The 18,879-nt window shown below is 61.4% G+C and carries 19 protein-coding genes; 9 read left to right on the top strand and 10 right to left on the bottom strand.

Annotation, left to right across the window (positions count from 1 at the left end; translation table 11 throughout):
* Positions 1–6 precede the first annotated feature (6 nt).
* The 3 genes from BLW03_RS18600 to BLW03_RS18590 all read left to right on the top strand — a co-directional run bounded on the left by BLW03_RS18600 (position 7) and on the right by BLW03_RS18590 (position 4,221).
* Positions 7–1,614, top strand: a complete 1,608-nt coding sequence (locus BLW03_RS18600) for a complex I subunit 4 family protein (RefSeq protein WP_074655484.1) — start codon at positions 7–9, stop codon at positions 1,612–1,614.
* A complete protein-coding gene (locus tag BLW03_RS18595) occupies positions 1,615–3,183 on the top strand; it encodes an NADH-quinone oxidoreductase subunit N (protein ID WP_074655483.1) in 1,569 nt (522 codons plus the stop codon).
* Positions 3,184–3,435: 252 nt separating this feature from the next.
* Positions 3,436–4,221 carry a phosphatase PAP2 family protein gene (locus BLW03_RS18590; RefSeq protein WP_074655482.1) on the top strand — a complete coding sequence of 262 codons (786 nt, stop codon included), beginning with the start codon at positions 3,436–3,438 and terminating at the stop codon, positions 4,219–4,221.
* Between the two features lie 74 nt (positions 4,222–4,295).
* On the opposite strand, the gene BLW03_RS18585 is transcribed toward BLW03_RS18590, so the two are convergent.
* From BLW03_RS18585 to BLW03_RS18570, 4 genes are all read right to left on the bottom strand, one after another.
* Positions 4,296–4,601 (bottom strand): ATP synthase F0 subunit C, encoded by a 306-nt coding sequence (locus BLW03_RS18585; protein ID WP_074655481.1) that lies wholly within the window; start codon positions 4,599–4,601, stop codon positions 4,296–4,298.
* 183 nt (positions 4,602–4,784) lie between these two features.
* Complete coding sequence (gene atpB, locus BLW03_RS18580; protein ID WP_074655480.1) at positions 4,785–5,516, bottom strand: F0F1 ATP synthase subunit A; 732 nt, start codon at positions 5,514–5,516, stop codon at positions 4,785–4,787.
* 71 nt (positions 5,517–5,587) lie between these two features.
* Positions 5,588–6,022, bottom strand: a complete 435-nt coding sequence (locus tag BLW03_RS18575) for a hypothetical protein (protein ID WP_074655479.1) — start codon at positions 6,020–6,022, stop codon at positions 5,588–5,590.
* Positions 6,022–6,270, bottom strand: coding sequence for an AtpZ/AtpI family protein (locus BLW03_RS18570; RefSeq protein ID WP_074656148.1), 249 nt, complete (start codon positions 6,268–6,270; stop codon positions 6,022–6,024). The genes BLW03_RS18575 and BLW03_RS18570 overlap by 1 nt, the downstream gene beginning before the upstream one ends.
* 63 nt (positions 6,271–6,333) lie before the next feature.
* On the opposite strand from BLW03_RS18570, the gene BLW03_RS18565 reads away from it, so the two are divergent.
* Positions 6,334–8,172, top strand: a complete 1,839-nt coding sequence (locus tag BLW03_RS18565; protein ID WP_074655478.1) for a lysine--tRNA ligase — start codon at positions 6,334–6,336, stop codon at positions 8,170–8,172.
* A 15-nt stretch (positions 8,173–8,187) separates the two neighbouring features.
* Entirely contained in the window at positions 8,188–8,814 is a 627-nt protein-coding gene (locus tag BLW03_RS18560) for a UbiX family flavin prenyltransferase (protein ID WP_074655477.1), read from the top strand.
* A 52-nt stretch (positions 8,815–8,866) separates the two neighbouring features.
* Here BLW03_RS18560 and BLW03_RS18555 read toward each other — a convergent pair whose 3' ends face one another.
* The 3 genes from BLW03_RS18555 to BLW03_RS18545 are packed head-to-tail and all read right to left on the bottom strand — an operon-like array spanning position 8,867 to position 11,514.
* Positions 8,867–9,850, bottom strand: coding sequence for an alpha/beta fold hydrolase (locus BLW03_RS18555; protein ID WP_074655476.1), 984 nt, complete (start codon positions 9,848–9,850; stop codon positions 8,867–8,869).
* The gene (locus tag BLW03_RS18550; protein ID WP_074655475.1) at positions 9,847–10,494 is read right to left on the bottom strand and encodes a nitroreductase family protein; all 648 of its coding nucleotides are present in this window, start codon (positions 10,492–10,494) and stop codon (positions 9,847–9,849) included. The genes BLW03_RS18555 and BLW03_RS18550 overlap by 4 nt, the downstream gene beginning before the upstream one ends.
* Positions 10,495–10,545: 51 nt before the next feature.
* A complete protein-coding gene (locus BLW03_RS18545) occupies positions 10,546–11,514 on the bottom strand; it encodes a hypothetical protein (protein WP_244502160.1) in 969 nt (322 codons plus the stop codon).
* 210 nt (positions 11,515–11,724) lie between these two features.
* Between BLW03_RS18545 and BLW03_RS18540 the strand changes: the two genes are divergently transcribed.
* Positions 11,725–12,552: a hypothetical protein gene (locus BLW03_RS18540; RefSeq protein WP_139285254.1), complete on the top strand. Its 828-nt coding sequence runs from the start codon at positions 11,725–11,727 to the stop codon at positions 12,550–12,552.
* Between the two features lie 74 nt (positions 12,553–12,626).
* Here BLW03_RS18540 and BLW03_RS18535 read toward each other — a convergent pair whose 3' ends face one another.
* Positions 12,627–12,806: a hypothetical protein gene (locus BLW03_RS18535; RefSeq protein ID WP_074655472.1), complete on the bottom strand. Its 180-nt coding sequence runs from the start codon at positions 12,804–12,806 to the stop codon at positions 12,627–12,629.
* A 247-nt stretch (positions 12,807–13,053) separates the two neighbouring features.
* On the opposite strand from BLW03_RS18535, the gene uvrA reads away from it, so the two are divergent.
* Both uvrA and BLW03_RS18525 read left to right on the top strand, forming a co-directional pair.
* Positions 13,054–16,026 carry an excinuclease ABC subunit UvrA gene (gene uvrA, locus BLW03_RS18530; RefSeq protein ID WP_074655471.1) on the top strand — a complete coding sequence of 991 codons (2,973 nt, stop codon included), beginning with the start codon at positions 13,054–13,056 and terminating at the stop codon, positions 16,024–16,026.
* The gene (locus tag BLW03_RS18525; RefSeq protein ID WP_074655470.1) at positions 16,023–16,955 is read left to right on the top strand and encodes a CPBP family intramembrane glutamic endopeptidase; all 933 of its coding nucleotides are present in this window, start codon (positions 16,023–16,025) and stop codon (positions 16,953–16,955) included. Before uvrA ends, BLW03_RS18525 begins: the two co-directional genes overlap by 4 nt.
* A gap of 6 nt (positions 16,956–16,961) precedes the next feature.
* Here BLW03_RS18525 and BLW03_RS18520 read toward each other — a convergent pair whose 3' ends face one another.
* Positions 16,962–17,471 carry a DinB family protein gene (locus BLW03_RS18520; RefSeq protein ID WP_074655469.1) on the bottom strand — a complete coding sequence of 170 codons (510 nt, stop codon included), beginning with the start codon at positions 17,469–17,471 and terminating at the stop codon, positions 16,962–16,964.
* A gap of 90 nt (positions 17,472–17,561) precedes the next feature.
* Here BLW03_RS18520 and pyrE point away from each other — a divergent pair, with 90 nt between their 5' ends.
* Positions 17,562–18,170, top strand: coding sequence for an orotate phosphoribosyltransferase (gene pyrE, locus BLW03_RS18515; RefSeq protein ID WP_074655468.1), 609 nt, complete (start codon positions 17,562–17,564; stop codon positions 18,168–18,170).
* A gap of 394 nt (positions 18,171–18,564) precedes the next feature.
* Here the strand turns inward: pyrE and BLW03_RS18510 are convergent, their stop codons facing one another.
* Positions 18,565–18,771, bottom strand: coding sequence for a hypothetical protein (locus tag BLW03_RS18510; RefSeq protein WP_074655467.1), 207 nt, complete (start codon positions 18,769–18,771; stop codon positions 18,565–18,567).
* Between the last annotated feature and the right edge of the window lie 108 nt (positions 18,772–18,879).

The following is an 18,879-nucleotide window of genomic DNA, read 5'->3' as shown; positions in this document are numbered from 1 at the left end:
GACACCATGAATCTGAACGGCATCATCCTTTCGCTGATCATCCTCACGCCACTGGCGGGAGCAGGCATTCTTGCCGTGCTGCCGGACCGCGGCCGTCTGCAACAGTGGGGCGCCCTGGTGGTCACGTTGATCACCTTCGCCATGACGCTGCACCTCCCTGCCCACTTTGCAGAGGCGCATACGCACCTTGTCGGCGACCCGATCCTCGGCAGCACGTATAAGTACGTCACAAGCTTCGCGTTCGAGCAGAACAAGTTCTGGATCCCGTCGCCGCTGATCCGCTACCACCTCGGCGTGGACGGCCTGTCGATGTGGCTGCTGGTGCTGTCAGGCCTTCTGGCTCCTCTCGGTGTCCTGGCATCGTGGAACGCAATCGCATCGCGCCGTAAGCTGTTTTATGTGCTTTTCCTGCTGCAGCAGGTCGCCATGCTCGGCGTTTTTGCTTCGCTGGATCTGTTCCTCTTCTACGCATTCTTCGAGATGGCGCTGGTTCCCATGACGGTGCTGATCGCTGTCTTCGGCCGCACCAACAACCGCCAGAAGGCCGCGATGAAGTACTTCCTGTATAACTTCATCCCGTCGGCCATCCTGCTGGTCGGTGTGATCTGGATCTATGCGAAGACGGGCACGTTCGAGATGCCGCGCCTCATCGCACTTGCCTCGGCACACGCGATCCCTGGCTCCTCGACTGCGCTGTGGCTCGCATCGCTTGCCTTCCTGCTCGCCTTCGCAGTCAAGGTACCTGTCTTCCCACTGCATGGCTGGCTCTCGGACGCCATCAGCGAAGCACCGACGGCCGCCGTGATGGTGGTGGCCGGCAAGATCGGTCTGTACAGTATCCTGCGCTACTCCTTCGGTATCTTCCCAGAGCAGGCGCACCGTATCGCTCCCCTGATGATCGCGCTCGGTGCCATTGGAATCGTCTACGGCGCATGCATCGCGCTGGTGCAGAACGATCTGAAGCGCCTTGCGGCCTTTTCCACGCTGGGTCACCTGTCGTTTATCACGCTTGGCATCTTCAGCTTCACCATCAACGGCCTCGACGGCGGCATGTACCAGATCCTGAACCACGGCATCTCAGGCGGCGCGCTCTTCCTGCTGATGGGCTTCCTGTACGAGCGTTACGGCACTTACGACATGCGCGAACTCGGCGGCATCGCCGGACGCCTGCCGTGGATGGTGACGCTCTTCGTCATCACTGCCTTGTCCAACGTTGGCCTGCCGATGCTGAACAGCTTCGTCGGTGAGTTCCTCATCCTCTCCGGCGCTGCATCCACGCAGCTTTCCGCACATCCCTGGCTGTGGGCCACCATCGCCACCACCGGCGTCATCTTCTCCGCAGCGTATCTGCTCACCATGATTCAGCGCGTCTTCTACGCGAACCTTGGCGCAGTGACTGCAGAGAAGCGTGGCTGGGATATTACGGCACGTGAGCACCTGGCACTCTGGCCTATGGTTGTGCTGTTCCTATACATGGGCGTTGCATCGCCGACGATCATGGACGCCCTTCTTCCGCTTGGAAACAGATTGAGCATTCAGAAGCTTGTACCAACCGCTCTCACCGCATCAGTCGGGACACGCCCCGAAGCATCCGTAGCAGGAGGCGCCCGCTAAATGTTCGAATCCCTTGGAAACAACGTTCTCGCGCTGCTGCCGGAGTATGTGCTCACCATCATTGGTGTGATCATCATGCTTCTGGAGCCTGTCTTGCCCCCATCACGCTCGCGGAAACCGCTGGGCTGGCTCGCAATCTTTGGCGGCGTCGTCGCAACTGTCATCAGCCTTTGGCAGCTTCACCTGGGCATCATGAATGCGTTCCACGACTCCATCCGTGTGGACAGCTACTCGGTCTTCTTCCAGGTCATCATCGGCCTGGTCGTCGTGGCCACGCTGCTCACCTCGCTGGATTTTTTGGACCGCAAGGAATCTCACGCTGGTGAGTATTACGCGCTGGTCTGCTTCGGCGCCGTCGGCATGATGCTGATGTGCTGCTCGACCGAGCTGCTGATGGTCTTTATCGGCCTTGAGATCTCATCAATCTCGACGTACATCATGGCAGGCTTCCGCAAGGGCCAAGCCACCGGCACCGAGAGCTCGCTCAAATACTTCCTGCTCGGCTCGTTCGCCACGGCGTTCTTCCTCTACGGCATCGCGCTCACCTTCGGCGCAACCGGGTCGACGAACCTCACGGTCATTGCGCAGGCCATGACGACGACACAGACCCCGGTGCTTGCGGTCCTCGCCGTCGCGATGATCATCATCGGGATCGGCTTCAAGGTCTCTGCTGCTCCCTTTCACGTGTGGACACCGGACGTCTACCAAGGCGCACCGCCGCCCGTCGTCGGCATGATGTCGACCGCACCGAAGGCCGCTGCCTTTGCCGTTCTGCTGCGCATCCTCTTCTCGGGCTATGCCATGCTGCAGCCACGCTGGCAGATCCTGATGGCGATCCTCTCCGTGCTAAGCATGTGCATCGGCAATCTTGGCGCGCTGATGCAGCGTGATGTGAAGCGCATGCTGGCCTATTCCTCGATCGCTCACGCTGGCTACCTGATTGCAGCCTTCACTGCCCTGCCCACGGACGGCATCGCTGCCGCAGCCTTTTACTCCGCTGCCTACGCGGCCATGAATGTCGGCGCCTTCATCGTCATCACCCTGGTCACCGGCTACCAGGAGCGCCTGCGTACCGGCGAAGACTACACTGGCCTCGCGTTGCGCCATCCTGTGCTCGGCGCTGCCCTTACCTTCTTCCTGATGTCGATGATCGGTATCCCTTTCACCGGCGGCTTCTTCGGCAAGTTCTACGTCTTCACGGCGGTCATGCACACCGGCCACGTGAACCTCGCGGTCATCGGCCTGCTCAACTCCGGGGTCGCATGCTTCTACTACCTGCGGTTGATCGTGCGCATCTACACAGCGCCCGCGACTGCCGAGTTCGCGGATTACACGCTCGCGAGCCAGACCGATCCGGCCATGCTGCAGCGTCCGACCGGCTACTTCACCACCCCGACCATCACGCGTGTCCCGTCGTACCTTGCTCTGGCAGCAGCCGTGGCTGCGACCCTTCTACTCGGCATCGCACCGGGAAGAGTACTCACCATGGCACAGGTCGCCGCCATCGCTACCGCCCCTGCGGGCGTTGCAACGGGCAACACTGTGGGCGATCCGGCAGCACTGCACTAGACCGCGCGGATCATTCGCCATACAAAACGGGATGCGCTTCGGCGCATCCCGTTTCCTTTCCCTCCGGCGATTCTTCAGGGTGACTTAAGCGCCGTCAGAGAACCTATCCGAATGACATCGGTTGTGCCCTCCCCTAGTACCCCACGTCGAAGCTGCTGTTTGCCAGGCCGCATTGCGCTTGTCTGCGCTGCCTTGGCCATCAGCGCGCACTCGACGCGGGCGCAGCAAGCAGTATCATCTTCCCTCATAGCGATGGACGAACTGCCGGACGCGCCTTCGGCAGCCCGCGCAGCCGAGCATCAACAGGGTGGCGCGCCTTCAAGCGTCTCCACATCCGCGAAGGATGACACGCCACTGCAAGACCAGCCACACTCGCCAGTGACCCTCCGCAACACGCCGCGCCACATGCTGGCCGACGCAGCGCACATCGTCGTCTCACCGATCTATATCCGCACGAGAGATCTTGCCTACCTGCTGCCACTTGCCGGCGCCACCGCCGCTGCCTTTGCGACCGACACGCACACGATGCGCGACGTCGTCAGCCACGACACGAGCTTCAACCAGACGGCCATCAACGTCTCCGACGCGGGCCGCGATGGCTTCATCGCAGCACCAGCAGCAATGTTTCTCTGGGGAACCGCAGTCCATAACGAGAAGGCCCGAGAGACCGGCATCCTTGCATCGCAGGCCTGGATCGAAGCGTACGTCGCCGACGAGATCGTGAAGCTCTCGTCCTTCCGCGAACGGCCACTCACCGACAACGCCCGCGGCAACTTTTACATTGGGTCGTCCGGTGCAGATTCATCGTTCATCTCCGGCCACAGCATGGTCGCGTGGTCTTCTGCTGCCGTCATTGCAGGCGAGTATCACAACCCGTGGGCTCAGCTCGGCGTCTACACCGCCGCCAGCGCCGTCTCCATGACCCGCGTGCTCGGCCAGCAACACTTCCCTTCCGACGTCCTCATCGGCTCAGCCGCAGGCTGGCTCATCGGCCACTACGTCTACCGTGCGCACCACCACGCGGATAAGGTTCGATAACCGGCTTCAGACCAATGAAAAAGGCCCTCGCCGAAGCGAGGGCCTTTCTATTGCTGCGCTAGCAGCGGAGGGTACTACTGGAGCTTGATGAAGATGATGACGAACGTGAACAGTGCCAGCGACTCGATGAAGGCCAGGCCGAGGATGAGGAAGGTGAAGATACCGGGGCGTGCACCGGGATTGCGTGCGAGAGCCTCAGCGGCCGAAGCCGTTGCCTTACCCTGTGCCAGGCCGCAGAGGCCGGCAGCGAGTGCCATGCCCAGACCGGCGCCGATGTACAGCATGCCCTTGGACGAGTTCGCAGCTGCATCCTGCGCGAATACTGGCGCTGCGATCAGCAGGGTCGCCATCATCATAAATACGTACTTCATGAACTTCATGTCGTGCTCCAAATGCCTCCGGAATGCCGGACCAGTGGGTGGTTGAGGTTCACCGTGCTGACCCCCTCACGCTCATCCGGGTCGAACTCCATACGTGGAAGAGGCTGCGCCACGTACGTCAAACTTATGCATCCACTACACGGCAGGTCAGGGCTTCAGCCCGGACTGATCCGCGTTAGCGGATCAATGCTCGTGCGAGACAGCCAGGCTCAGATAGATCGTCGCCAGCAGCATAAACACGTACGTCTGGATGACCGACACGCCAAGGTGCAGCCCCAGGAAGATCAGCGGTACGCCGACCGGAATCAGCGAGAAGAATGCCAGCGTCACAAGGTCACCCGCGAACATGTTCGCGTACAGACGGACGGTGAGCGACAGGACACGTGCGAAGTGCGAGACCACTTCAATGATGAACATCAGCGGCGCCAGCCACCATACGGGTCCCAGGAACTGCTTAATGTAGCCAGCGCCGTTCGAGCGGATGCCGTGGTAGTGGTAGTACACAAATGTAACCAGTGCCAGACCAAGCGGCACGACCTGGTTTGAGGTCGGCGACATGAGTCCGGGAATCAGGCCAAGCAGGTTCATCACCAGGATGAACAGTGCGAGTGCCGACAGGTAGCCGACAAACTTCTCGTAGCCGTGGCCGACGATGCTCTCCGCCTGGCCGCTGACGAACTCGTGCATCATCTCCGCGGAGTGCGCCACGCCATTCGGACGATCAACACTGAGCGATGCGCGAACCGCGACGAAGTACAGAAGCAGCAGCACAACGACGATCAATTCCATCGCAACGGCGTTGGAGATCGGTGCCTCGGGGTACATGGGATGCACGTGCACGGCACGCAACAACGCATCTACCGGACCGGCAAAGTGCGCATTCAGAAATCGTGTGAAAACTAGCTGTTCCGGCATGGTTCTTTCTTGTCGTTCAAGCCGCAGGGGCGTGAATCGGAAGGGGTTTCAAAATCAGCTCTGAGTGGCGGCTAAATGGTGCCGCTCCGCAGCAACCGCAGGCCTTCGATTGTGAGCGCAAACACGCCCATCGCAAGACCCGCCGCAAGCGCGAGCGCAGAGCCGTTCAGATACCTAAGGCTAACATAAAGCACGGCCACGACTGCGAACAAACGGAGAAAGAACCCCGCGAGAGCGAACCCAATCGAAGGCCTGCGCGCGCCCACGATATGCTCGCCTTCCAGCGGCTCCATGCGTGCGGTGAGGGCAGCCATCAGCCGCCGCCACTCCCATAAGCCGGTCGCTGAAATGGCTGCACCGATGAGCAGCAGCAGCGCGGACTTCCAGCCAGCCTTTGCCAGGGTGATCAGCGCGCCGATGACGCCCAGGATCACGACGATTTTGACGGCGCGCGTGATGACCTCGCGCGCATCCGCGTCGGTGAAATTTGCCAGGCTCTCCGCCACTATTCGGGGTCCTTCATGAACTTCGAAGCGGTCTGGTAGATCTTGATGAATCCGCCTGCCGCGCCGATCAGGATGCCGACGACCATCCAGTAGTGCGTGCCGAAGTGCTTGTCGAGCAGGCTGCCGAGAAACCAACCCACAACGCAGCCCATGGGCAGCGCGATCGCAAGCTGGATCATGCTCTCGGCCTTGACCAGATCGCCCAGTGTGCCCTTCGGTTTGCCCGGTGTGTTGCCTTTGTCGCTCATCGCAGAAGCCATTACATCACGCGCGCCCTGCCGCGCGCCGCAGCCTTCTATACTTCGAAGGACATGTTCGCATCCGATTTTGAAGAAGAGCAGTACAAGCTGCGCCAGGAAAAGCTCACGAAAATTCAGGAGCTCGGCGCTCAGGCAGGTCTTTTGCCGCTGGAGGCCACCTACCCCAACAGCTTTTCGTTTACACACACCGCCCCACAGATCGTCGACGCCTACGCCGACGTCACCGGCGAGCAGCTTGAGGCAGACAAGCCTCCCGTAGCCATCGCGGGCCGTGTCATGGCGCACCGCCGCCAGGGCAAAGCAGGCTTTGCCGTGCTGCAGAATAACGGCGTCCGCCTGCAGATTTACGTCCGCAAGGACGATGTGGGCGAGCGTGCCTTTGAGCTCTACAAGCTGCTCGACCTGGGCGACCACATCGGCGTGCAGGGCCACCTCTTCCGCACGCGCACCGGCGAGCTCACCGTACACGTCACGGAGCTGGTCTTCCTGTCGAAAAGCATGCTCGCGCTGCCCGACAAGTTCCACGGCCTCACCGACATTGAGCTGCGCTACCGCCAGCGCTATGTCGACCTGTTCATGGACACCGGCGAAGATGCCGCTGAGCCGTCGACCGAGGAAGCAGCAGCCGACAGCGTCAACCCGGAGGCGATTGCAGCCGCAACGGCTCCGCTGAAGCGCCTGCCCGCACGCGATGTCTTCGTGAAGCGCGCGCAGGTGCTGAAGGCGCTGCGCACGTACTTTGATAGCCGCGGGTACATCGAAGTTGAGACGCCCATGATGCAGCCCGTCGCCGGCGGTGCGGCGGCGCGGCCGTTCGTCACGCACCACAACACCATGGACATGGAGCTCTACCTGCGCATTGCGCCGGAGCTCTACCTGAAGCGCCTGGTCGTCGGCGGCCTGGACCGTGTCTACGAGATCAATCGCAACTTCCGCAATGAAGGCATCAGCACCCAGCACAATCCTGAGTTCACGATGCTGGAGTTCTACCAGGCCTACGCGAACTATAACGACCTGATGACCATGACGGAAGAGATCGTCACCTTCGTCGCCAACGAAGTGAATGGGACAACGCTGATCAACTTCCCGCTGCCCAAGGGGCCTCGCGCCGGCGAGATGGTGGAGATTGATCTTGGAAAGTGGACGAAGCTTTCGATGAAGGAAGCGATTATCAAGTGGTGGCCGAAAGAATACGGAGCAGCTCTATCCAAAGACGACTTCAATGAACGGAGTTTGTTCGGTCAAGCGATAGTGCGCGCAGCGCAGTCTGCCGGCGGTGACGCGTCGAGCGATTGGGTCGAAGCTTCGAGCGAAACATCAGGGAGTTGGATCAAGAGCGGCGATCAGATGCAGCTCATGACCGCGGAAAAGCGCGGTGAATACCTACGTGCCAGAGCTCTCAAACAGATACACGATGCTCATATGGGTGGCGCTCCACTTGGAAAGTCGATTTCGGATTTGTTTGAGGTCCTTGCCGAAGAACATCTCATCCAGCCGCACATCATCTACGACTTCCCGCTAGCCGTCTCACCACTCAGCAAGGTAAAACCGGACGAACCCGACTGGGTCGAGCGTTTCGAGTTCTACATCGGCGGCTTCGAGATCGGCAATGCGTTCAGCGAGCTCAACGACCCGGAAGATCAGCGCCGGCGCTTTGAAGACCAGCTCCACGAGAAGGAGCGCGGCGACGACGAAGCTCACGCCATGGACGCGGACTACGTCCGTGCGCTGGCCTATGGCCTGCCACCCACCGGTGGCGAAGGCATCGGCATCGATCGCCTGACCATGCTGCTCACCGGCTCGCGGTCCATTCGCGACGTCATCCTCTTCCCGCTCCTCCGCCCTGCCAAGAAGCCGGTATTGGAGAAGTCTGACGAGCCAACCGCGTAATCAGGGACGACCACTATGAATCAGTCCACGCAAGGCCGCATTCTTACCGTTGCCATGACGGGCGCCAGCGGCGCTCTTTTCACCGCTGCCCTGCTCAAATTGCTGGACGCGGACGTTCGCGTTGAGACGATTCATTTCATTGCCTCCGATCACGCCTTGCGCGTCGTCGGAGAGGAGCTGGCGCCCACTGGACGCAGTGGTTTGGTGGACGCGCTTTTGCAGGCTGTTGGTGGTGGTCCGGCCTCCTCCAAGATCAAGACGGTTCGCAACGATGACATTGGTGCCGCGGTCGCCAGCGGCAGCCATCCATCGGACGGCATGATCGTTCTTCCCTGCTCGATGGGGACTCTGGCTTCCATCAGCAACGGTCTGGCATCGCGACTGATTGACCGCGCCGCCGACGTGACGCTTAAGGAGCGTCGGCCGCTGATCCTTTGTGTACGTGAGACGCCGTTCAACCGCATTCACCTGCGCAACATGTCCTTGGCAGCCGACGCCGGCGCAACCATCTTTCCGGTGATCCCCGCGATGTATTTCCGGCCACCGGGGCTGGAGGAGATCGCACGTCAGTTCGCATGCCGTGTGCTGGCACACGTTGGGCTGCAGCAGGCTGAAGCCTACCAGTGGAAGTCCGGCGAATAGGACGTCACGGCACTCTGTGTGCCTTGTCTCAGCAGAGAGACGTGGTGCACCGCTACTTCGGCGCGTCCAGGTAGTTGATCGATGCGGGGAGCGGTGGCTCCGCGTCGAGGAACTTCAGAGTTTCTGGCAGCACCTGTTTGGAACATTCGGCGGCAGCGAGATGTCCGCAGCCGCGCAATCCCACGAACACAGACTGCGGCACCAGTTCATGCAGGCGCAGACCAGTTGCCAGCGGCGTCAGCTTGTCCTCAGTCCCCCACACGATCAGCACCGGCATCTGCAAGGCGTGCACCCGGAAATCGAGGATCTCGCGGCCTGTCAGCATGCTGTGGAATGAGCTGTCGACGATGGCGCGGTTCTTCTCAAAGCGCCGCAGCATGCCGGGTATCACGAACCCAGGCATCTTCATGCGAGGGTGATCCGGCTCGATGCGCTGCATCAGCGCATCGAAGCCTGCGCGATCCGTCGGCGTGAAGAGCGTGTGCGGAAAGTCGATGATGAAATACAGCCCCGCACTGTCATAGAGCAGCAGCCGCCGCACACGTTCGGGATAGTCCAGTGCAAGCTTCATTGCGACCCAGCCCCCCATGGACCATCCGGCGACATCCGGTTTGTCCAGACGCAGTGCCTGGAGGAACCCTGAGGTGATGTGCTCTTCCACGGCCAGCGAGGCGTCGCCGTCGCGAGGCTTCGGCGAGCTGCCATAGCCCAGCAGGTCCAGCGCATAGACGTGGTAGCCGTGGGCAGCAAGCGCCGGGATCAGCGGCGCCCAGTCTGTAGCGCGCGCGCCGAGTCCATGGACAAGCACTAGGGGCTTATCCGGCGAACCCGCCGGGGCCTTCGCTTCGAGGTAGTGGATCTGGTATCCGTCGACATCCACGTGGTGATGGCTGACGCCGTGCGTGCGCAGGTAGACATCGACGCTCGTGTCGATCAGCAGGAAGGGATTCAACCAGATCAGCAGCGCCAGCACGACGACAATGCTGGCCCCGACCGCGACCCAGACCGGCCATCGGCGTGTGGAACTTCCACTCACTTCAGCGGCTTCCCAAACTCATCGGCAAAGCAGGTGTGATTGATGTCGAATCGCCCGCCGAAATACTTGTCCGGCCCCTTCAGATGGCCGATGGCAAGCAGGGAGACGACCCAGTAGCTCAGTGGCAGACGCAGCGCTTCCTTTACGTGGTCCTCTTCGAAACCTTCCATGGCTGCGGTGTCATAGCCCATGACCTCGGCAGTCAACTGCATGTAGGCAGCAGCATAGGTCACCTGCTTGTTAAGCCAGCCATGCATCTGGTCAGTGTTCAGGCTCAGCAGATAGCTTTCAACGTAGCTCTTCAACTGTGCGGCGTAGCCTTCGCTCATGCCGCCCTCAAGGCCCATGCGGACGATGTCGTCGGCGTCGCGACGCCAGCTGTCCACATCACCACAGCAGGCAATCACCACGGGAGCTTCTTCAACCTTTGCCTGGTTGAAGCATGCTGCACGTAGCTTCTTCTTCACCTCGGGCGACTGCACCACCACGAAGCGCCATGGCTGCACGTTGTAGCCGGAGGGTGCGGAAAGTCCTGCCTCGAGGATCTTTCGAATATCCTCTGCGGGGACTTCGCGCCCATCGAACGAGGGTGTGCTGCGGCGTTCGCGGATCGCGTCCGGCAGCGATTTAAGCGGTGGAAGCATCGCGTATGAGTGTAACGGGAGTCCAGCCCCGGGGCTAGCTCTCAAACGTCGCTACAGCGCGCTCATCGGCTCTTCACTCACAAATGTGGTCCCATTTGGAAGATCGGCAACAATCCACACGCCATGGAACGCCGATCGGAGCTCCGGATAGGCAGCGACGATCGCTTTGGCCGCGGCGGCATTCCGCGCGCGCAATGCCACAGGGTCGGACACCGCGTCTTCCGTGTGGATGTGCGCCAGCAGATCGAGGCCCGTCTGTGCAGGAGCATTCAGGGCCTCAAGCGAGGTCACACGGAACTCCGCTCCTCCCTTGGCCGCGATGACCAGCGGCTGGCTTGCGCTGATGCCGGTCGACAGTGCGGGCGGAGCCGACTTCGACCGCTCAGCCTGCAGCGCTTCCAGGTGCGAGCTGCTGAGGAAGCTGACCGGCTTTAACAACTGCTCGGCCTCGTTGTAGTAGACGAAGGCATTCCAGGACTGCTTCTTGGCCGCGTAATCACGCGCCGCCTTCCAGAACCACACACCGTCGTGTCCCCCGGCAGTGGTCGCGCGCGGGAACAGGCCGCCCATCTGCCAGGTGCCAGGCGTGCTCTGACGCAGCAACATGGCGATCTGATAGGGCTCAGTTGTACCCGCCGTGTTCAGGACCACCAACGCGTAGCGGCCGGCCGGCAATGCCGGGATCAGGAAACTGGTCTGGAGCGATCCGCCGTTCAGATTGCAGAAGAACTGTGCGTCCTGCGCACTGCCGTCAGCACCCGGTTTTGAGGTGGACGCGTCGAGAATCCAAAGGGTATCCCGCACAAAGCTGGCGCCCTGGAGCTTCGGCGCTGCTGTACGGATCGCTTCGGCGATGCCGCCAAAGTCCTGCGCGAACTGGGGCATCGTCTGCGCACGCACGGCGTCCGCATTGTTCGCCGCGGTCAAAGCTGCAAAGCGCTGACCGGCGTCTTCCAGCGCGGTACGATCGGCCGGCGTCATCGCCGACTGCGTGATGCAGGTCTCGGAGAAGGCGGGCAAGGCCAGAACGGACAGGCAAGCCAAAGCCGCAGCGCACAACCAGGTCCGCTTCCCAGTTCCCTGCATCCTGTTCCCTCGCATGAGCGACATCGACAAAACTCCAGTTGCGGCAGATGCCACCGCGGTTGCTAGTCTAGTACAGACGCCATTACCCAAGTGCATGTGAGCATATCGCCCCGCAGAGCCGTCTCACCTGAAAGGATGCAGCCCATGACGCAGCGCGACAAACTTATCGGCCAGTCTTTCCGTCTTGCTGCGATCGCAGCCTCGCTTGTCGGCGCGTCCCCACTCACAGCGCAGGCAAAGCCCTCGGCGGCCATCCCGGCCACGGCTCCAACGCAATCTGTGTCTGACTTGCCGTCAGCGCATCCCGCGGCCACGGGAAGTTCGCCACGCGGCGAGAGCCACATCTCCTGGAATGGCTCCAGTCTCACGGTCGATGCAGCAGGCGACGCTCTGCCTGAGATCCTTCAGCAGATTGCCCGGGAGACCGGGATGAAGATCACTGGCGGCGTGCCGGACGAGCGTGTCTTTGGCAACTACGGCCCTGGTTCCGTGCAGACAGTCATGGGGCAGCTGTTCGACGGGCTTTCGATCAACATGATGCTCATCAATGGCAGTGAAACGTCGCCCAAAGAACTTGTGTTGACCGCTCGTACCGGCTCTGCGTCGCCTCCACAGGTCCGCCAGGTGACCAACGACGATGACCGCTTTCGCCGCAGATCCAACCCGGTCATGCCGGCCAGTCTCCCGACCTCACGCAGCTTTGGTCCGCAAGGACCTCGCGGCGCCACGCCCTCGGGTCCGGGAGGACCGCCGTCCGACGGTGACGGAAGCGGCGGTCCCGGGTATCCGCCGCCCATGCCCGCAGGGAGCGCCTCCTCCGATAACAGCACACCAGCGACCGGGACGACCAGTGACAGCACCAGCACGCCGGCTGCGGGTACGGATCAGCAGCAATCACCCAACGGTGCCCGCACACCCGAGCAGATCTTCGAAGAACTGCGGAAACGCCAGCAGGCCGCGCCGACGCAGTAAGCCACAAACAGAAACGCCCCACACAGCGCAGTTCCTGCGGCGGTGGGGCTGATAACGGTTTCGGGTGAGGAGGTCTAGATTGCGGCGTCTGCCGCGGTCATGGCCTGCGCCTGGCGCTGTGCGGCGCGTTGCTGTGCCACCTGGATCGAATGGATCCGGAAGATGTTGAACATCGAATAGCAGATCGCGTACGCCAACAGGACTCCACCAGCAAGGCTGGCAAGAACGGCGCAAATCAAGACTACGGTCGTCACAAAAATCTCTCCTGCCCTGGGGTGGGCAATCGCCTCTCCACAATCGATGAGGAGGCCTTACACAGTTTGCCTCGCCTGCCGCACACGCGGCAGTACCCATACGGGTACCTGCACGACCAAACGACGTAGTTGCGTGGGAGCGATGCGAGTATGGCTTCTTCCAGTATGCCGGAAGCGCTGCCCGCGCGGATGCCGTAACCTAGGGGATGCGGCGCAACTCGCCCCATATCGGTCACGAACAAGCCCTATGAGCATTACTCACATCACCGTCCGCGGCGCGCGCCATCATAACCTGAAGAACATCGATGTCACCATCCCGCGAAACTCGCTGACGGTGGTCACTGGCCTCTCCGGATCGGGCAAGAGTTCGCTGGCCTTCGATACCATTTACGCCGAGGGCCAGCGCCGGTACGTGGAGACACTTTCCGCCTACGCGCGGCAGTTCCTCGACCAGATGGAACGGCCGGACGTGGACGCGATCGACGGCCTCTCCCCTGCCATCTCCATCGAGCAGAAGACGACTTCGCGCTCGCCTCGTTCCACCGTGGGTACCATCACGGAGATCTACGACTATCTGCGCCTGCTGTGGGCCAGCGTGGGCAAGCCGCATTGCCCGCAGTGCGGGCATGAGATCAGCCGCCAGACCGCCGACCAGATCGTCGAACGTGTCGTCGCGCTGAAGCCCGGCGAACGCATCACGGTGCTCGCACCGCTCGTCCGCGGCCGCAAGGGCGAGTTCCGCGAAGAACTCGAATCGCTCGACCAGCAGGGCTTCCGCGCCCGCGTCGACGGCGAGATGATCGAGATCACCGAAGGCATGCGCCTGGAAAAGCGCAAGAACCACACGATTGAAGCGGTCGTAGATCGTGTCATCCTGAAGCTCGATGCCGAGGGCAGGCCTGACACCCGCAGGCTGGAAGCCTCTGTACAGAAGGCTTTGCAGATGGCGAACGGACTCGTCGTCATCGCGATTCACGGCATGGACGAGACCCTCTACTCCACGTCCATGGCCTGCCCGGATTGCGGTATCAACGTGCCCAAGCTGGAGCCTCGTTCGTTCTCATTCAACAGCACCTACGGCGCCTGCACCGAGTGCAACGGCCTGGGCAGCACCTACGATTTCGATCCCGGCAAGACCATCACGGACTGGTCCAAACCGCTGCTCGACGGCGCCATGGGACCCGGTGCCGGTTCGGCGTATCTGCTGCGCCTGATCAAACTCTTCGCCGACAAGAACAAGATCAACCTGAAGGTCGCGTTTGAAGATCTGTCCGAGGCGGAGCAGAGGGTATTGCTCTACGGACCGGCGCGCGGCGAGGCTGCACGCACGGGCTTCCATGGCATCTTCGGCTACCTGCGCGACACCATGGAAGAGTCGAAGTCCGACAGCTTCCGCGAGTACTACATGCAGTACATGTCCGCGACGTTGTGTCCCGCGTGCAACGGCAAGCGTCTACGACCGGAATCCCTGGCCGTAAAAGTCGATGGCAAGTCCATCAGCGACTTCACCTCCATGCCCTTGGACGAGGCCATGCAGTCAGCGCAGACCTTCCACTTCACCGGCCGCGAGAAGCTCATCGCAGATCGCCTGCAAAAGGAAGTGATCGAACGGCTCGAGTTCCTGAATGCCGTTGGCTTGTCCTATCTCTCGCTCAACCGCAGCGCGGCAACGCTCAGCGGCGGTGAAGGCCAGCGCATCCGCTTAGCAACGCAGATCGGGTCACGCTTGCGCGGCGTGCTGTACGTGCTGGATGAGCCTTCCATCGGACTGCATCAGCGCGACAACATGAAGCTGATTTCCGCCATGGAGAACCTGCGCGACCTGGGCAACACCGTCCTGGTCGTCGAGCATGACGAAGACACCATTCGCAAGGCCGACTACATCCTCGACCTGGGTCCCGGCGCCGGCAAGAATGGCGGCTACCTGATCGAGTCGGGCACGCCCGCGGAGATGGCGGCAAATCCGAAGTCTGTGACGGGGCAGTACATTTCCGGCAAGATCGACATTCGCAGCAACGACGCGCCACGCGCGCTGAGCGGCAGAGAGATTGTGGTCGAAGGCGCAACCGAGCACAACCTGAAGAACGTGACCGCGCACTTCCCCCTCGGGGCGCTCGTCGTCATCACTGGCGTCAGCGGCAGCGGCAAGAGCACGCTGGTCAATGACATCCTGTACCGCTCGCTGGCAAAGTTCCTCTATCGCAGCAAAGACGAGCCCGGCGCACACAAGCGCGTCACCGGCATCGACCAGCTCGACAAGGCGGTGCAGATCGACCAGTCGCCCATCGGCCGCACACCCCGCTCCAATCCGGCGACCTACACCGGCGTCTTCACGCAGATCCGCGAATACTTCGCCATGCTGCCGGAGTCGCGTGAGCGCGGCTACAAGTCCGGCCGCTTCAGCTTCAATGTGCAGGGTGGCCGCTGCGAGGCCTGCCAGGGCGACGGTCAGCGCCGCATTGAGATGAACTTCCTGCCGGACGTCTACGTGTTGTGCGAGGTCTGCAATGGCCGCCGCTACAACCAGGAGACGCTGGCCGTAAAGCTTAATGGCCTTTCGATCGCAGACATCCTGGAGCTGCCCATTGCCGACGCGCTTGTCGCGCTTGGCGACCTGCCCAACATCAAGCAGAAGCTGCAAACGCTGGTCGATGTCGGCCTTGGCTACATCCACCTGGGGCAGTCTGCAACGACGCTCAGCGGTGGCGAAGCGCAGCGCATGAAGCTGGCGAAGGAACTCAGCAAGCGCCAGACCGGGCGCACGCTCTATCTGCTGGACGAGCCGACTACGGGCCTGCACTTCGACGATGTGCGCAAGCTGCTGGAAGTACTGCAGAAGCTGGTTGGCCTGGGAAATAGTGTGCTCATCATCGAGCACAATCTCGACGTCATCCGTAACGCGGATTGGCTGATTGACATGGGTCCCGAGGGAGGCAACGGCGGGGGTACGGTTGTCGGCGCCGGCACGCCGGAGCAGATCGCGAAGATCAAGGCGTCGCACACCGGCTTCTTCCTCGCCAAGCTGTATGAGGAGCGTCCGTACACCAAGCGTGGACCGGCACCTGCATACGTCGCGCCCGTGAATGTGAAGACCGAAGTCGCGAACCCGACCAAGTTCGCTCCATCCGTGGAAGAACGCGCCGCCAAGCGCAAGGCCGCAGCAAAAGCCGCAGCAGTGAAGAGCAAGGCAAAGAAAGCCGCGAGGACAAAGATCGCGTGACGAACGATCGCAACGGCTTCGACCCGGCCGACCACATTCCGCCACCGCCCCGCGAGTTCCGCCTGTGGACGCCGCAGCCGGCGATGCCGCTTGACGAGCCAGTGGAGCGCCAGCCAAACCTCGGCTACGCCGCGATGCTGCTCGTCATGATTCTGGTATTTCTTGCGCTGGTTTCCATCGGCTTTGCCGTCGCTTACGACATTGCAGAGGGTTTGCGACACGCCTCTGCGCATGATGCTGCGAAGGCCTTCACCTCGCGACCGAAGGCCAGCATCTTTCTTGAGGCGATTACCTTCGGTCTGACACTGCTGACCGCCTATGCGCTCTTCCCGCGCATGTGGAAGCGGCCGTTCGGAGAGGTTCTAAGTTGGAACTCGATTGCCGCAAAAACGAATGCCGCCAAACTGCTGCTGACGGGCGTGGTTCTCAGCATCGTGGCACAGGCGCTCGAAAGCTTCTTGACACTGCCAAAGGAGATGCCGGTCGACGAGTTCTTCAAGCATCCGTCAGATGTGTGGATCATTGCGATCTTCGGAACGCTCGTCGCGCCGGTGTGTGAGGAGATTTTCTTCCGCGGCTTCCTCCTTCGCGGTTTCGCCATCTTCCATGATTGGATCGCCTCGCGCTGGACCGAAGCGGACCGCGAACGCTGGGCTACCACCGGCGACCTGTCGCGGCGTGGCCTCATCTTCTCCGGCATCCTGACCAGCGGCATGTTCGCAGCCATGCACGCAGCACAGCTCGGCTGGGCATGGAATGCCGTGGGCGTGCTGTGGGTCGTCGGCGGTGTCCTTACGGTCGTGCGCCTGCGCTTCGGGTCCGTCGCTGCCAGCGCCACCGTACACGCGGCCTATAACGGCTTCCTGTTCGTGGTGATGTTCTTTCTTACGGATGGCTTCCGCCACCTGGACAAGCTCGGCAGCCACTAAGGCGCGTTACGCGACCTTCTCGTCGGCGCTGGGCCCATACGTCGCGGGCACCTTCGCGCCCAGCAGTCGTAGGTAGACCGTCAATTGGCCGCGATGGTGCGCCATGTGCGTGAAGGTGTCGGCGATCTGCTCCAGGCGCGGACCGCTGTTCAGAGCGACACCGCGCATACGGAATGCCCACGATCCCTCGAGGTGCTCTTCGGTAGTCCCTTCCAGCGCGGACTTGGCCTTCAGGTAGTTCTCTTCGGCCAGCTCCCACAAAGCCTCATTCGACTCGGAAGCGCGTGCCTGAAACTTGTCACCCGATGTTTTGTCGTCCAGATCGAGACCGTCCGTTGCGATCATCATCGCGATCCACCCGGGCATCTGCGCCACCAGCGCTGCCAGGTAGCCAAACTCCATGGACTTCTCATGCGGCTTCCAGGAGTTCTTCCCCTCAGGCACCTGTTGCAGCACCTTCCGATTCAGTGCCTGCTCCCGCTCCAACTGCGCCCGGAAGAAAGAGACAGCATCCATACCATCACCTCACGCAGGCATCAGACGCCTCGGCAAAATCCTTGTCAACGCCAACTTGCTGACTCGCGAAGTCGCTGCTCTTATAGAGATATGGACCTGACTACCGCCCTCGTCGCCGATCGTGCCGCGCTGCTCTCCCTCATTGCAAAGCTGAGCTTCCGCCTCGGCGACTTTACGCTCGCATCGGGAGCGAAGTCGGACTACTACATCGACTGCCGAACCACCACGCTCGATGCAGAGGGCGGCCGCCTGAGCGGCCTGGTCTTTGCCGAAATGATCCGTCAGCACGCACCCAACGCGGTCGCTGTAGGAGGCCTGACCATGGGCGCCGATCCCCTCGTCAGCAACACCGCATCAGCTACAGCCTGGTATGCACTCGCGAACCCGGAAGCGAAGCCGGTCCACGGCTTCCTCGTCCGCAAGGCCATGAAGCAGCACGGTACCGGCCGCCAGATCGAAGGCTATGTCCGCGAAGGCGCCGAGGTTGTCGTGGTGGACGACGTTTGCACAACCGGCGGCAGCACCATCACCGCCATCGAAGCCGTTCAGGCCGCAGGCATGAAGGTCGCCGCGGTGCTCTGCCTTGTAGACCGTGAACAGGGTGGCCGAGCCAACATCGAAGCCGTCATCGGCTCCGCACAGTTCGTCAGCGTCTTCACCGCAAGCGACGTCCGTGCGGAAAAACTCAAGCAGGCATAAATCACGAGAGCGGGTGCCCCATTCATGCCCAGCTTTATCGCGCACGAGTGGGCCGTGCGCAGACTGCGAACTACTTAGGTCTGATTCGCGGATGGTACGAATACTGGAATCGAGTCGGGCTTATGGGGCGAGATTCGGAAAGGCTCAACGTCATTCGTTGAGCCCGCAGCACGATCATTCAGAAGGCATGGCTGCATTCACTCGGAAGGGCATAGCTCAGCTGTGCCAATATCCACTTCTGTCGAATACGGCTTTAGCCGCTGAGGTTTAGCTTTTTTCTCGATGGGCTGCGCTGACGAAAGCGAACCTCAGGGGCTGAAGCCCCGTTCTCTTTTCGACGCTTCCGGCACAGCTAAAGCTGTAGCCTTCCAAACGCCGCCTGAGACTGACCAGGCTAGGCGGCATCCCCGGCTTCAGAAACCTCAACACCCTGCTTCGTAAACATCACTTTGCAGGCACCGCATTGAGGGCAAGCCCGGCCCTTACGGTGCAGGATCTGTGAAGTGAGAAAGACCTTGCCGCAGTTGTAGCAAGTTACCGCAGCATTGTTGCCGTACCAGTCCTCGCCCGCGGCGAGGTTTTCTTTATTCAGAAAGCGCATCCCTCGATGGTAGCCCGAATTCGGGAGGCCTACCTTAACGAAGCAACGGGCTTGCCTTAGGCCCGAATGAAGGCGGGAATACGAGCGCGAACCGGCGTGGATATATTC

Origin of the sequence: Terriglobus roseus (assembly GCF_900105625.1) — a bacterium.
Classification (GTDB): Bacteria; Acidobacteriota; Terriglobia; order Terriglobales; family Acidobacteriaceae; genus Terriglobus; species Terriglobus roseus_B.
This window is presented reverse-complemented; position numbering and strand designations above follow the sequence as displayed.